Genomic DNA, 14,197 nt, shown 5'->3' with positions numbered 1-14,197 from the left:
GGCAACGTCTTGGAACGAAAATGGAAATGTTCAGCTCTAGTAAGTTTGCCCCCTAGGCAAATTTGGTTACAAGCTGAGCGGCAGGTTGGGAATCTGTCGGGTCGTTGGGGAACGATCGGGCATCGTTAAGATAAGGGCGCGTTGCGCATGATGTTTGGAATGCGAGTGAGGGGGGGGCTGTTCGCCGCCTTGGTCATGTTCGCCGCGCCGGTGGTTGCCACCTTGGCGACCGTAGCTGTGTCTGTGCCTGTGTCGGCGCAGACAGTCGATTCGATCACGGTGGAGGGGAACCGCCGTGTCGAGCTTGAAACCATCCGCTCCTACTTCCATCCCGGACCGGGTGGTCGGCTGGGCCAGGCCCAGATCGACGATGGTTTGAAGGCGCTGATCGAGACCGGCCTGTTTCAGGACGTCCATATCGACCAGCGGGGCGGGCGCCTCGTCGTGGTCGTGGTCGAGAACCCGGTAATCGGCCGCGTTGCCTTCGAGGGCAACAAGAAGATCAAGGACGAACAGCTGACCGCTGAAGTGCAGTCCAAGCCGCGCGGCACGTTCTCGCGCCCGATGGTCCAGTCGGACGCCCTGCGCATCGCCGAGATCTACCGTCGGTCCGGCCGCTATGACGTGCGGGTCAATCCGCAGATCATCGAGCAGCCGAACAACCGCGTCGACCTGATCTTCGAGGTCAATGAAGGCGTGAAGACCGGCGTTCGGTCGATCGAGTTCATCGGCAACAGCGCCTATTCGGCGTCCCGTCTGCGCGACGTCATCAAGACCCGCGAATCGAACATCCTGAGCTTCCTCGGCGGCAACGACGTCTACGACCCCGACCGGGTCGAGGCCGATCGCGACCTGCTGCGTCGCTTCTACCTCAAGAACGGCTATGCCGACGTCCAGGTCGTGGCCGCGCTGACCGAATACGATCCCGAGAAGAAGGGCTTCCTGGTTACCTTCAAGATCGAGGAAGGCCAGCAGTACCGCGTCGCGTCCGTCAACTATACGTCGTCGATCGCAACGCTCGACCCGAACGCGCTGCGCACCTACTCGCGCGTCAATGTCGGCTCGCTCTACAACGCCGAGGCGCTGGAGAAGTCGGTCGAAGAGATGCAGATCGAGGCATCGCGCCGCGGCTACGCCTTCGCGGTGGTCCGGCCGCGCGGCGATCGCAACTTCGACAATCACACGGTGTCGATCACCTTCGCGATCGACGAAGGGCCGCGCACCTATATCGAGCGCATCAACATCCGCGGCAACAGCCGTACCCGCGACTACGTGATCCGCCGCGAGTTCGATATCTCGGAAGGCGACGCCTACAACCGTGCGCTGGTCGACCGTGCCGAGCGCCGGCTGAAGAACCTCGACTTCTTCAAGACGGTGAAGATCACCACCGAGCCGGGCTCCTCCAGCGATCGCGTCATCCTGATCGTCGATCTCGAGGAGAAGTCGACCGGCGACTTCTCGGTGTCGGGCGGTTACTCGACCACCGACGGCGCGCTGGCCGAAGTCAGCGTCTCCGAGCGCAACCTGCTCGGCCGCGGCCTGTTCGCGAAGGCGTCGGTAACCTACGGCCAGTATGCCCGCGGCTACTCGCTGTCGTTCGTCGAGCCGTATCTGCTCGACTACCGCGTCGCGCTCGGCCTCGACCTCTATCAGCGCCAGCAGCTGTCCAACAGCTACATCGCGTACGGCACCAAGACGCTGGGCTTCAGCCCGCGGCTCGGCTTCAGCCTGCGGGAAGACCTGTCGCTGCAGCTGCGCTACTCGATCTACCAGCAGGAAATCACCCTGCCGTCGACGCTGAACAACTGTAACAACGTGCCGCTCCTGCCGGATGGAACGCCCAATCCCGCGTTCAATCCGAGCCCGGCCTATGCGAACCTGAACGGGATCAGCCTGGTGTCGACCAATGGTCTCGGCTGCTTCTATGACGGCGAAGCCTCGCTGCCGGTCCGCAAGGAGCTGGCGGGCGGCAAGACCCTCACGTCGGCGCTGGGTTACACGCTCAACTACAACACGCTCGACAACAACAAGAACCCGACCGACGGTCTGATCGTCGACTTCAAGCAGGACTTCGCCGGTGTTGGCGGCGACGTCAGCTACATCAAGACCGCGATCGACGCGAAGTACTACACTCCGCTGGTCTCCGACATCGTCGGCGTGATCCATGCCCAGGGCGGCATCCTGAACAAGCTCGGGACCTCGGATCTGCGCATGCTCGATCACTTCCAGATGGGCCCGAACCTGGTCCGCGGCTTTGCGCCGAACGGTATCGGTCCGCGCGACATCAACCCGTACGGCACCATGGACGCCATCGGCGGCACCAAGTACTGGGGCGTGTCGGCGGAACTGCAGATGCCGTTCTGGTTCCTGCCGAAGGAAGTCGGGCTCAAGGGCGCGGTCTATGCCGACGCCGGCGGCCTGTACGATTACCAGGGCCCGACCTCGTGGGCGGCGACCGGCGAAGTCAACCAGCCCGGCTGTATCAGGCCGACGAACAATCCGCCGTCTCCGGGTACGTGCCTTGGTCTGAGCTACGACGACAGCAAGGTTGTCCGTACCTCGGTCGGTGTCGGCCTGATCTGGCAGTCACCGTTCGGCCCGCTGCGCTTCGACTACGCGGTGCCGCTGACCAAGGGTGCGTTTGACCGCACGCAAGAATTCCGGTTTGGCGGCGGTACGACGTTCTAAGACCGATTGCCAACCGGACTGCGACGGATGAAATGGCGCAGCCGATCTTCTTCAAGAGTCCTCCTTCGTCATCGCTGGCTGAAATAGCCGCGTTGACGAAGGCGCAACTGGTCGACCCCGAAAGGGGTGCGCTTCAGATCAGGGGGCTGGCCTCGCTCGACGAGGCCGGTCCGATGCATCTCGCCTTTTTCGACAATCTGAAATACGCCGACCAGCTTGCCGCGACCAAGGCCGGGGCATGTCTGGTCAGCCCGCGCTTCGAGGCACAGGTGCCGAAGGGCACTGCCGTGCTGCGGGCGGCGAAGCCGTTCCAGGTGTTCGTCGAGCTCGCCCGGCAATGGCACGCCGATGCCCTGCGGCCGCAATCCTGGTTCGACACCGAGGGCATCGCGCCGTCGGCGATCATCGATCCCACCGCGCGCCTCGAGGACGGCGTCATTGTCGATCCGCTGGTCGTGATCGGCCCGCGGGTCGAGATCGGCTCGGGCACCATCATCGGCGCCGGCGCGGTGATCGGAGCCGACGTCAAGATCGGCCGCGACTGCAATGTCGGCGCCAAGACCACCATCCAGTTCGCGCTGATCGGCAACAACGTCCTGATCCATCCCGGCTGCAATATCGGCCAGGACGGCTACGGCTTCATCTTCTTCGGGCCGGCCGGCCATGTGAAGGTGCCGCAAACCGGCCGCGTGGTGATCCAGAACGATGTCGAGGTCGGCGCCGCCTCGACCATCGACCGCGGTTCCCTGCGCGACACCGTGATCGGCGAGGGCACCAAAATCGACAATCAGGTCCAGATCGGCCACAATGTAACGATCGGCCGGCACTGCCTGCTCGCGGCCCAGATCGGGCTCGCCGGCAGCCTGACGATCGGCGACAATGTCGCGCTCGGCGCCAAGGTAGGCATCAACAACCACCTCAAGATCGGCGACGGCGCGCAGGTGACGGCGATGAGCGCGGTCAAGGACGATATCCCGGCCAATGGTCGCTGGGGCGGGCATTTCGCCAAGCCGACCAAGCAGTGGTTCAGGGAAATTATCGCAGTGGAGCGTCTGGTGCGCGACAACGAAGCCAAAGGTGAGGGGCAGGAGTGATGGAGGAGGCACCGGTCAAATTCGAGCTGGTGGATATCAACGATATCCTGAAGACGCTCCCGCATCGCTTTCCGATGTTGCTGATCGACCGGGTGATCAAGATCCGCACCGACTACAGCGGCATCGGCATCAAGAACGTCACCTTCAACGAGCCGCCGTTCCAGGGGCATTTCCCGGACCGTCCGGTCTACCCCGGCGTGATGATGATCGAGGCGATGGCCCAGACCGCCGGCGTCATCGGCATCAAGTCGGTCGAGGGCACCGAGAAGCCGCGCGCGGTGTATTTCCTCACCATCGACAAGTGCAAGTTCAGGAAGCCGGTGATGCCCGGCGACACCATCGAGTATCACATGCGCTCGCTCGGCCGGCGCAAGACGATGTGGTGGTTTCACGGCGATGCGAAGGTCAACGGCCAGGTCGTCGCCGAGGCCGATGTCGGTGCGATGCTGACGGATTAAGCCGCGCCGGGCTCACGACGTTGTGCAGGTGTAGCGGCCGTCCGCGCCCGCGATCCGCAGGACGCGATTGAGGAAGACGCCCATCGACGGCGCGTTCATCAGCGCGTCGTAGGTTTCGGCGGGGACGCCGCAATAGTGCTGGTAGCTGCCTCTGACCGCGACCAGCAGCGCGCGCTGATCCGCCCTGTAGCAGACCCGCTGGACGATCGTGCTGCGGTTGATGTCGCGGCATTCGAAGCTCGAGAGATCAATCGCCGTGCTGTCGCCGAGATCGACCGTCTCCGGGCCGATTGGCGCAGAGAGCAGGCTGAGGATCAGCGCGGCGGCCCGGACCATGGGATCGGTTGCGACCTTCTCGTTTGCAACAGGCGGTCATCATACGTCACTGGACAGGGCGGGCAAAGTCGCGCTAACGACCGCCCCAATCGACAGCCTGGCGCCTCGATAGCACCTTGGCGCCATTAACGAATTCCGGACCGAAACTTCATGAGCATGATCGACCCGACTGCGCGGATTGCCGATGGCGCTGTGATCGGGGCCGGCACCGAGATCGGTCCGTACTGCATCATCGGCCCCAATGTCGTGCTTGGCGAGAACTGCAAGCTGATCGCGCATGTCACGGTCAGCGGGCATACCAGGATCGGCGCCGGCTGCATCATCTCGCCGTTCGCGGCGCTCGGCGGGCCGCCGCAGGATCTCAGCTATCGCGGCGAGCCGACCCGCCTCGAAGTCGGCGAAGCCTGCACCATCCGCGAGGGCGTGACGATGAACGTCGGCACGGTCAAGGGCGGCGGGCTCACCCGCGTCGGCGATCGCGGCTTCTTCATGAACAACAGCCATGTCGGCCATGACTGCATGGTCGGCAATGGCGTGATCTTCGCGACGTCGGCGACGCTCGGCGGCCACTGCGAGATCGGCGACTTCGTCTATATCGGCGGCCTGTCGGCGGTGCACCAGTTCACCCGCGTCGGCTCCCAGGTGATGATCGGCGGCGTCTGCGGCGTCCGCGGCGACATCATCCCGTTCGGACTGGCCAACGGTCAGTACGCAGTCCTCGAAGGACTCAACATCATCGGCATGCGGCGCCGCCAGTTCACCAAGGCGCGGCTGGCGACGGTGCGCGCGTTCTATCAAAAGCTGTTCCACGGCCCTGGCATCTTCGCCGAGCGGCTGGCCTCGGTGCAGCCGCTGGCGGGCGAGGATCCGGCGATTGCGGAAATCCTGGCCTTCATCGAGGGCGGCAAGCTGCGCCCGCTCTGCCTTCCCGCCGATAGCAATTGAGCAGCGGATGGCCGCCAGCATGACGTCAGCGGCTCCCTCGCTTTCCTCGCCGGTCGGCGTCATCGCCGGCGGCGGCGCCATGCCGTTCGCGGTTGCCGACTCCCTGGTTGCGCGCGGCATCACGCCGGTGTTGTTCGCGCTGCGCGGCGCCTGCGACCCGGCGCGCGCGCAGCGGTTTCGCCACCGCTGGATCTCGGTCGGCCAGCTCGGGCGCGCGACCCGGCTGTTCCGCGATGAAGGCTGCCGCGATCTGATCTTCATCGGCACCCTGGTGCGCCCCGCGCTGTCGGAGATTCGGCTCGACTGGGGCACGCTGCGCCTGCTCGGCCACGTCGTGCGCGCATTTCGCGGCGGCGACGATCATTTGCTGTCGAGCGTCGGCCGCATCCTCGAGCAGCAGGGCTTCCGCATGGTCGGGATCAAGGATGTCGCGCCCGATCTGTTGATGCCGGAGGGCGCCGTGACGCGCGCGGCGCCCGACAGCACGGCGCTCGCCGATATCGCGCGCGGACGCGGCGTGCTCGACGCGCTCGGCCCGTTCGACATCGGTCAAGCGGCCGTGGTGATCGACGGTCATGTGGTGGCGGTCGAGGATATCGAGGGCACCGACGGGCTGCTCGCGCGCGTCGCGCGGCTGCGCGCCGAGGGCCGCATCCGCACCAAGGCCGGCCGCGGCGTGCTGGTGAAGGCGCCGAAGAGCAGGCAGGATTTGCGCTTCGATCTGCCGACCATCGGCCCGCGGACGGTCGAGGGCGCGGCAGCCGCCGGTATCGCCGGCATCGCCGTGATCGCCGGCAATACGCTGGCCGCCGAACCGCAGGCCCTGGTCGAGGCCGCCGACGCCAAAGGGCTGTTTGTCATCGGACTGGCGGGCTGATGCAGGTGCGCAGTCCCAGCACCGTTCGCAAGATATTCCTCATCGCGACCGAGGAATCCGGCGACCGCCTCGGCGCGGCGCTGATGCAGGTGCTGCGCCAGCGCCTCGGCGATGCCGTGCAGTTTTCCGGCGTCGGCGGCCAGGCGATGGCTGCACAGGGCATCGCCTCGCTGTTTCCGATCGAGGAACTCTCGATCATGGGTTTTGCCGCTGTCGTGAAGCAATTGCCGAAAATCCTGCGATTGATCCGGCGCACAGCCGATGCCGTGCTCGCCGACGCGCCTGACATGCTCGTCATCATCGACAGCCCCGATTTCACCCACCGCGTCGCCCGTCGCGTCCGCGCCCGCAACCCGAACATTCCGATCGTCGACTACGTGTCGCCCTCGGTCTGGGCCTGGCGGCCGGGCAGGGCGCGCGCGATGCAGCGCTATGTCGATCACGTGCTCGCGCTGCTGCCGTTCGAGCCGGAGGAATATCGCAAGCTGCAGGGACCCCCGTGCAGCTATGTCGGCCATCCCCTGACCGAGCAGCTCGCCTCGCTGCGGCCGAACGAGGACGAGCAGAAGCGGCGCGATGCGCAGCCTCCGGTGCTGCTGGTGTTGCCCGGAAGCCGGCGCAGCGAGATCAGGCATCACCTGGCGCTGTTCGGCACGGCGCTCGGCCAGCTCAGCAAGCAAACGCCGTTCGAGCTCGTGCTCCCCACCATGCCGCATCTCGAGGCGATGGTGCGCGAAGGCGTCGCGTCGTGGCCGGTGGTGCCGCGGCTCGCGATCGGCGAGACCGAGAAGCGCGCCGCGTTCCGTGTCGCCCGCGCGGCTCTCGCGAAGTCGGGCACGGTGACGCTGGAGCTCGCGCTGTCGGGGATTCCCATGGTGACGGCCTATCGCGTCGGCGCCGCCGAGGCGTTCATCCTGCGCCGTGCGATCCGGGTGTCCTCGGTGATCCTCGCCAATCTCGTGATCGGCAGCGATATCATTCCCGAGTTCCTGCAGGAGGACTGCACGCCGGACAAGCTCGCGGCGGCGCTGCGCGACGTGCTTGCGGATTCGCCCGATCGTCTGCGGCAGCTCGTGGGGTTCGCGACGATGGACGGGAAGATGTCGACCGGCGACCAGCCGCCAAGCGTCCGAGCCGCCGACATCGTGCTGGCGGAGATGGGCCGCCGTTCGACCTAAGGCGCGGTGTGATTAGGTTGAATCGTCATCGCGCTTTAGCACTTTGTTTGAGCATGAAATCCGCTTCGCACTTTTCCGGATCATGCTTTAGCCAATCGATCGTGTCCGCGTTCAGCGGCGACATCCCGCCGCAACGATCCCGCTTGCGCTGAATGTTTAGACCATACTAATATTAGCAATAGCTAATATTAGTATGGAGCCCAGCCATGAAGATCGATCCGGTCGCCTATGTCGGAGCCGTCGTTCGCGAAGTCGCCTTCCGGGAACGCGACGGCAAGCCGGCGCGGGCGGTGATCGCGACCCGCAGCTACGACACCGACATCGCCGATCTCTGGGATGTGCTGACCAACCCCGAACGCATTCCGCGCTGGTTCCTGCCGATCTCGGGCGACCTGAGGCTTGGCGGCCGCTATCAGTTCCAGGGCCACGCGGGCGGCGAGATCACGACGTGTGAGCCGCCGCGCCGGCTTGCCGTCACGTGGGAGTCCATGGGCACGGTCAGCTGGGTTACCGTGACGTTGGCCGAGAATGGCCCAGACGCCACGCGCCTGGAATTGGAACACCTCTCGGTGATCGAGGGCGACTTCTGGGACCGCTACGGGGCCGGTGCGGTCGGCGTCGGCTGGGATCTCGCGCTGCTCGGGCTCGCGCTCTATCTGGCCATGCCGCCCGGCGGGGAATTCGACCGCGCCGCCGCGTCGGCGTGGCCGGCCACCGACGACGGCAAGGAATTCATCCGCCGCGCCAGCGAGGACTGGTGCAGGGCCTCGATCGCGGCGGGCACCGAGGAGGCAGCGGCGCGCAGATCGGCCGCAAATACCACGGCGGCCTATTGCGGCGAGCCGGAGCCGGGGAGCGGAGGCTAACGAGCGATGCACGCCTTCGACATCCTCGGCGATCCTGTCCGCCGGCGCATCCTGGAGCTATTGGCGACCGGCGAGCACAGTTCGGGCGACGTCGTTGCCGTCGTGCAGCGCGAGTTCGGCATCACCCAGTCGGCGGTCTCGCAGCAATTGCGGATCCTGCGGGACGCCGGTTTCGCGTCGGTGCGCGCCGAGGGTACGCGCCGCATCTACGCGGTCGAGCCGGCGCGGCTGCGAGAGGTCGACGACTGGCTCGACCGGTTCCGGGCGTTCTGGCTGCCGCGCCTGGACGCGATCGCGACCGAAGTCGCGCGGGGCAAACGAAAACGGCGCCATCAGGAATGATGGCGCCGTCCCGGATTCTCTTGAGCGATGCAGCTTACTTGCGCTTGTCGATCTGCACATAGTCGCGGCGCGCGACGCCGGTGTAGAGCTGGCGCGGACGGCCGATCTTCTGCTGCGGATCCTCGATCATCTCGCTCCACTGGCTGATCCAGCCGACGGTGCGGGCGACCGCGAACAGCACCGTGAACATCGAGACCGGGAAGCCCATCGCCTTCAGCGTGATGCCCGAATAGAAGTCGACGTTCGGGTAGAGCTTGCGATCGATGAAGTAGGGATCGCTGAGCGCGATCTTCTCAAGCTCCATCGCGACCTTGAGCATAGGATCGTCGCCGTGGCCGGTCTCCTTCAGCACCGCGTGACACATCTTCTGCATGATCTTGGCGCGCGGATCGTAGTTCTTGTAGACGCGGTGGCCGAAGCCCATCAGGCGAACTTCGCTGTTCTTGTCCTTCACCTTGGCGATGAAGTCCGGAATGTTTTCGACCTTGCCGATGTCGTAGAGCATGTTGAGCGCGGCCTCGTTGGCGCCGCCATGCGCCGGGCCCCACAGGCAGGCGATGCCGGCCGCGATGCAGGCGAACGGGTTGGCGCCCGAGGAGCCGGCAATGCGTACCGTCGAGGTCGAGGCGTTCTGCTCGTGATCGGCGTGCAGGATGAAGATCTTGTCGAGTGCGTCGGCGAGCACCGGATTGATCTTGTACTCCTCGCAGGGCACCGCGAAGCACATGTTGAGGAAGTTCTCGGCAAACGAGAGCGAGTTCTTCGGATACACGAAGGGCTGGCCGATCGTGTACTTGTACGCCATCGCCGCCAGCGTCGGTACCTTCGCGATCATTCGCATCGAGGCGATCATGCGTTGCCGCGGATCGTTGATGTCGGTGGAGTCGTGGTAGAACGCGGCCAGCGCGCCGACGGCAGCAACCATGATCGCCATCGGGTGAGCGTCGCGGCGGAAGCCCTGGAAGAACCGCGCCATCTGCTCATGCACCATCGTGTGATGGATCACGCGATAGTCGAAGTCCTTCTTCTGCGCCGGAGTCGGAAGATCGCCGTACAGCAGCAGGTAGCAGGTCTCGAGGAAGTCGCCGTGCTCGGCGAGCTGCTCGATCGGATAGCCGCGGTATTCGAGAACGCCGGCATCGCCGTCGATGTAGGTGATCTTCGACTGGCAGCTGCCGGTCGAGGTGAAGCCGGGGTCGTAGGTGAACACCCCGGCCTGGCCGTAGAGCTTGCCGATGTCGATGACATCAGGCCCAACCGTGCCGCTCAGGATCGGGAAATCGTAGTTCTTGTTGCCGATGGTGAGTGTGGCTGTCTTGCTGGATTTTGCGTCCATCGTGATATCCCCGATGAATTCGTTGCGAAAACCGACCTTGCCCAGTCGCTAAATTGCGGCCCATGGCGGGGCGGAACGGCTTGTGGAGAAAGCGTCCGGAATTGGGTAGCTCATTGCCATGTGCGCTGCAAGATGGACCCTGGAGGGGGTCCATGCAGGATCACGCCGCCTGATCGGCGAGGCGGGCAAGGCACTCCTGGCGTCCCAGCACGGCCAGCACGTCGAATATGCCCGGCGACGTTGTACGTCCCGTCAACGCCACCCTCAGCGGCTGGGCGACGGCGCCGAGTTTCAGGTTGTTCTGCTCGGCGAAATTCCGCATCGCGGTCTCGGTGGTTTCCGCCGTCCAGTCGTTGACGGCCTCCAGCGCAGTGCGCAGGCGGCCGATCAACGCGCGCGTTTCAGCCGTCAGCAGCGCCGCCGCTTTCGGATCCAGCGCGAGCGGACGATCGGCGAAGATGAAGTAGGCGCCCGCGATCAGCTCGATCAGCGTCTTGGCGCGCTCCTTCAGGCTCGGCATCGCCCGCAGCAATTGCGCACGGGTGGTGTCGTTGAGCTTGGCCTTCAGTGCGGCGCCCTCGGGAACATAATCCAGCACGCTCTCGAACTGGGTCACGAGGGATTGATCGTCGCTCTGCCGGATATAGTGACCGTTGAGGTTCTCCAGTTTGGCGAAATCGAACCGCGCCGCAGAACGGCCGATGCCTGAGAGGTCGAACGCGTCGATCATCTCCTGGGTCGAGAAGATCTCCTGATCGCCATGGCTCCAGCCGAGCCGGACGAGGTAGTTGCGCAAGGCGGCCGGCAGGTAGCCGAGCGCGCGGTAGGCATCGACGCCGAGCGCGCCATGGCGCTTCGACAGTTTCGAGCCGTCGGGACCGTGGATCAGCGGAATGTGGGACATGCTCGGCAGTTCCCACTCCAGCGCGTCGTAGATCTGCTTCTGACGCGCGGCGTTGATCAGGTGGTCGTCGCCACGGATGATGTGAGTGACGCCCATATCGTGGTCGTCGACCACGACCGCGAGCATGTAGGTCGGGGTGCCGTCGCCACGGAGCAGGACGAGGTCGTCGAGGTTCTCGTTCTGCCAGACCACGCGGCCCTGCACCTGGTCCTCGATCACGGTTTCGCCGGTCTGCGGCGCCTTGAGGCGGATGGTCGGCTTGATGCCGTCGGGCGCGGTGGCCGGATCGCGGTCGCGCCACATGCCGTCATAGAGGCGGGTGCGGCCCTCGGCGCGCGCCTTCTCGCGCATCGCGGTGAGCTCTTCCGGCGAGGCATAGCAGTAATAGGCGCGCCCGGCGGCGAGCAGGCTTTCGGCGACCTCGCGGTGGCGGGCGGCGCGGCTGAACTGGTAGATGACCTCGCCGTCCCAATCGAGCTCGAGCCACTTCAGGCCGTCCAGGATGGCGTCGATCGCCTCCTTGGTCGAGCGTTCACGGTCGGTGTCCTCGATCCGGAGCAGCATCTTGCCGCCGAGCTTCCTGGCATAGAGCCAGTTGAACAGCGCGGTGCGGGCACCTCCGATATGGAGGAAGCCGGTCGGTGAGGGGGCGAAGCGGGTAACGACGGAATTGGTCATGATCGAGCGAGACGTATGCTGAGACGGCGGTGGTGTATATCAGGAACCGGACATAACTAAACCCCCGGGCTGACCTTTTGCCCGCCAAACCAGACTTGAAACCGGACTTGGCCGGACGGCACGAATTTGGCAGAAGGTTGAGCTGACTCCTCCAGGGAACCCTTTGATGACGACTGACACGACGGCAGAGGCAGGGCGCGACTTCATCCGCGACATCGTCCAGGCCGATCTCTCCTCCCACAGGCACAACCGGATCGTGACCCGTTTCCCGCCGGAGCCGAACGGCTACCTGCATATCGGCCACGCCAAGTCGATCGCCCTGAATTTCGGCATCGCGCAGGAGTTCGGCGGCCAGTGCAATTTGCGCTTCGACGACACCAATCCGACCAAGGAGGAGCAGGAGTACATCGACTCCATCCAGGCCGACGTCCATTGGCTCGGCTACGACTGGGGAGCCAACCTGTTCTATGCGTCGGACTATTTCGAGCGCCTGTACGATTGGGCCGAGGGCCTGATCAAGGCCGGCTATGCCTATGTCGACGATCAGTCGCAGGAGGAGATCCGCGCTTCCCGCGGCACGCTGACCGAGCCCGGCAAGAACTCGCCGTTCCGCGACCGCTCGGTCGAGGAGAACCTCGACCTGTTCCGCCGCATGAAGGCCGGAGAGTTCTCGAACGGCGCCCGCGTGCTGCGCGCCAAGATCGACATGGCCGCCGGCAACATCAACCTGCGCGACCCTGTGCTCTACCGCATCCTGCACGCCCGCCATCCGCGCACCGGCGACAAGTGGTCGATCTATCCGAGCTACGACTACGCGCACGGCCAGTCGGACGCGATCGAGGGCATCACCCATTCGATCTGTACGCTGGAGTTCGAGGATCACCGCCCGCTCTATGAGTGGCTGCTCGACAAGCTGCCGGTGCCCTCGAAGCCGCGCCAGTACGAAATGGCACGGCTGAACCTGACCTATACGCTGCTGTCCAAGCGCGTGCTGACCCAGCTCGTCCGCGACGGCCACGTCTCGGGCTGGGACGATCCGCGCATGCCGACCATTGCCGGCTTGAAGCGGCGCGGCGTGCCGCCGGCGGCGGTGCGCGAATTCATCAAGCGCATCGGCGTCGCCAAGGCCAACAGCGTGGTCGATGTCGGCATGCTCGAGTTCTGCATCCGCGAGGAGCTGAACCGCACGGCACTGCGCCGGATGGCGGTGCTGCGGCCGCTCAAGGTGGTGATCGAGAATTATCCGGAAGGACAGGTCGAAGAGATCGAGGCGATCAACCATCCCGACAATCCGGAAGCCGGCACCCGCAAGGTCGCGTTCGGCCGCGAGCTCTATATCGAGCGCGACGACTTCATGGAGAATCCGCCGAAGAAGTTCTACCGCCTCTCGCCCGGCAATGAGGTGCGGCTGCGCTATGCCTATTTCATCAAGTGTACCGGCGTGGTGAAGAACGATGCCGGCGAGATCGTCGAACTCCGCGCGACCTACGATCCCGCAACCAAGGGCGGCAATGCGCCCGACGGCCGCAAGGTCAAGGCGACGATGCACTGGTTGCCGGCGGCGCAGTCGAAGCCGGCGGAGATCCGCATCTACAACCAGCTGTTCGCCAATCCGAGCCCGAACGCAGCCGATTTCGCCGCCGACCTCAATCCGCAGTCGCTCGAAGTGCTGAAGGATGCCCGCGTCGAGCCGGCGATCGCCGAGAGCAATTCGCCCGACCCGATGCAGTTCGAGCGGCAGGGCTATTTCGTGCGCGATGCGGATTCGACGCCGGACCGGATGGTGTTCAACCGCACCATCGGCCTGCGCGACACCTTCGCCAAGGAAGTCGGCGGCAAGGGCTAGCGCAGCTCCGCGCGGACAAGCAGACGGGGGATCGATGCCCGATGAATCCGACGAGATCGTCTCCGCCATCATCGCCAGATGGTCGGCGGGTTTCAGCAGGCTCGATGCGAATGCGTTAAGCGCGCTCTATTCGAAGAGCGCGTTCTTCTTCGGCTCGAACCCGACGCTGTATCGTGGCCGCGACGGCGTCAAAGCCTACTTTGACGGTCTGCCGCGCTGGCGCGCGCCGCGAGTTCAGTTCAGCGATGTCAGGGCAGAACGGGTCAATGCCGATCTCGTCAACATGGCGGGCATCGCGTCATTCTTCCTCGACGGCGATGCGCCCTCGCTCGCCGTCAAGATCACCTGGGTGATCGCGCACGAGGACGGCGGCTGGAAGATCGTCTGCCACCACGTCTCGTCGCAGACGCCGCTGATCTAGGCCTGGCGCTGGAGCGTGACGCAAAAAGTCGAGGGCCGGCGGGCCCTCGTAGTCAGGGAGAGTGCATAGTCAGTGCGCGGGGGGCCGGGCGCCACGCGCCCCGCGGCTGCCGCTCATCCAAGCGATCTTGCACCCAACTGCAGGCTATCCGGATCTCGTTGCATCGCGAGGAGGGACCAAGGTCGTAGGCTGCCGAGGGCGGCTTCCGGGTGTTGGACCGCCCCGACT

At 65.0% G+C, this 14,197-nt stretch carries 13 protein-coding genes; 10 read left to right on the top strand and 3 right to left on the bottom strand.

Features of this window, described 5'->3' with window-relative positions; all coding sequences use genetic code 11:
* Positions 1–147 precede the first annotated feature (147 nt).
* From bamA to fabZ, 3 genes are read left to right on the top strand one after another with little or no spacing between them, the layout of a single operon-like run.
* Complete coding sequence (bamA, locus tag XI02_RS23540) at positions 148–2,688, top strand: outer membrane protein assembly factor BamA (RefSeq protein WP_026192813.1); 2,541 nt, start codon at positions 148–150, stop codon at positions 2,686–2,688.
* 32 nt (positions 2,689–2,720) lie between these two features.
* On the top strand, positions 2,721–3,782 hold the full coding sequence (lpxD, locus tag XI02_RS23535; RefSeq protein ID WP_016841579.1) for a UDP-3-O-(3-hydroxymyristoyl)glucosamine N-acyltransferase: 1,062 nt from the start codon (positions 2,721–2,723) through the stop codon (positions 3,780–3,782).
* On the top strand, positions 3,782–4,240 hold the full coding sequence (gene fabZ, locus XI02_RS23530; protein ID WP_016841580.1) for a 3-hydroxyacyl-ACP dehydratase FabZ: 459 nt from the start codon (positions 3,782–3,784) through the stop codon (positions 4,238–4,240). The genes lpxD and fabZ overlap by 1 nt, the downstream gene beginning before the upstream one ends.
* Before the next feature lie 12 nt (positions 4,241–4,252).
* Here the strand turns inward: fabZ and XI02_RS23525 are convergent, their stop codons facing one another.
* The gene (locus tag XI02_RS23525) at positions 4,253–4,576 is read right to left on the bottom strand and encodes a KTSC domain-containing protein (RefSeq protein ID WP_018271838.1); all 324 of its coding nucleotides are present in this window, start codon (positions 4,574–4,576) and stop codon (positions 4,253–4,255) included.
* 150 nt (positions 4,577–4,726) lie between these two features.
* On the opposite strand from XI02_RS23525, the gene lpxA reads away from it, so the two are divergent.
* The 5 genes from lpxA (at position 4,727) to XI02_RS23500 (ending at position 8,784) form a co-directional block, all read left to right on the top strand.
* A complete protein-coding gene (gene lpxA, locus XI02_RS23520; RefSeq protein ID WP_016841582.1) occupies positions 4,727–5,521 on the top strand; it encodes an acyl-ACP--UDP-N-acetylglucosamine O-acyltransferase in 795 nt (264 codons plus the stop codon).
* 19 nt (positions 5,522–5,540) lie between these two features.
* Positions 5,541–6,398 carry an LpxI family protein gene (locus XI02_RS23515; protein ID WP_038380325.1) on the top strand — a complete coding sequence of 286 codons (858 nt, stop codon included), beginning with the start codon at positions 5,541–5,543 and terminating at the stop codon, positions 6,396–6,398.
* A complete protein-coding gene (lpxB, locus tag XI02_RS23510; protein WP_016841584.1) occupies positions 6,398–7,576 on the top strand; it encodes a lipid-A-disaccharide synthase in 1,179 nt (392 codons plus the stop codon). The genes XI02_RS23515 and lpxB overlap by 1 nt, the downstream gene beginning before the upstream one ends.
* 206 nt (positions 7,577–7,782) lie before the next feature.
* Positions 7,783–8,442, top strand: coding sequence for an SRPBCC family protein (locus XI02_RS23505; protein WP_018271836.1), 660 nt, complete (start codon positions 7,783–7,785; stop codon positions 8,440–8,442).
* 6 nt (positions 8,443–8,448) lie between these two features.
* Entirely contained in the window at positions 8,449–8,784 is a 336-nt protein-coding gene (locus tag XI02_RS23500; protein WP_018271835.1) for a helix-turn-helix transcriptional regulator, read from the top strand.
* A 34-nt stretch (positions 8,785–8,818) separates the two neighbouring features.
* On the opposite strand, the gene gltA is transcribed toward XI02_RS23500, so the two are convergent.
* Positions 8,819–10,120 (bottom strand): citrate synthase, encoded by a 1,302-nt coding sequence (gene gltA, locus XI02_RS23495; protein ID WP_016841587.1) that lies wholly within the window; start codon positions 10,118–10,120, stop codon positions 8,819–8,821.
* A gap of 160 nt (positions 10,121–10,280) precedes the next feature.
* On the bottom strand, positions 10,281–11,702 hold the full coding sequence (gene gltX, locus XI02_RS23490) for a glutamate--tRNA ligase (protein ID WP_018271834.1): 1,422 nt from the start codon (positions 11,700–11,702) through the stop codon (positions 10,281–10,283).
* Between the two features lie 166 nt (positions 11,703–11,868).
* Between gltX and XI02_RS23485 the strand changes: the two genes are divergently transcribed.
* Together XI02_RS23485 and XI02_RS23480 are read left to right on the top strand one after the other, a co-directional pair.
* On the top strand, positions 11,869–13,548 hold the full coding sequence (locus XI02_RS23485; RefSeq protein WP_038374150.1) for a glutamine--tRNA ligase/YqeY domain fusion protein: 1,680 nt from the start codon (positions 11,869–11,871) through the stop codon (positions 13,546–13,548).
* A 34-nt stretch (positions 13,549–13,582) separates the two neighbouring features.
* Positions 13,583–13,969, top strand: a complete 387-nt coding sequence (locus XI02_RS23480) for a nuclear transport factor 2 family protein (protein ID WP_016841590.1) — start codon at positions 13,583–13,585, stop codon at positions 13,967–13,969.
* The last annotated feature ends 228 nt before the right edge of the window (positions 13,970–14,197 follow it).

Source organism: Bradyrhizobium sp. CCBAU 21365, assembly GCF_015291305.1.
Lineage (GTDB): Bacteria > Pseudomonadota > Alphaproteobacteria > Rhizobiales > Xanthobacteraceae > Bradyrhizobium > Bradyrhizobium elkanii.
The sequence above is the reverse complement of the archived record's forward strand: the minus strand, read 5'-3'. Positions and strand labels throughout refer to the sequence as shown.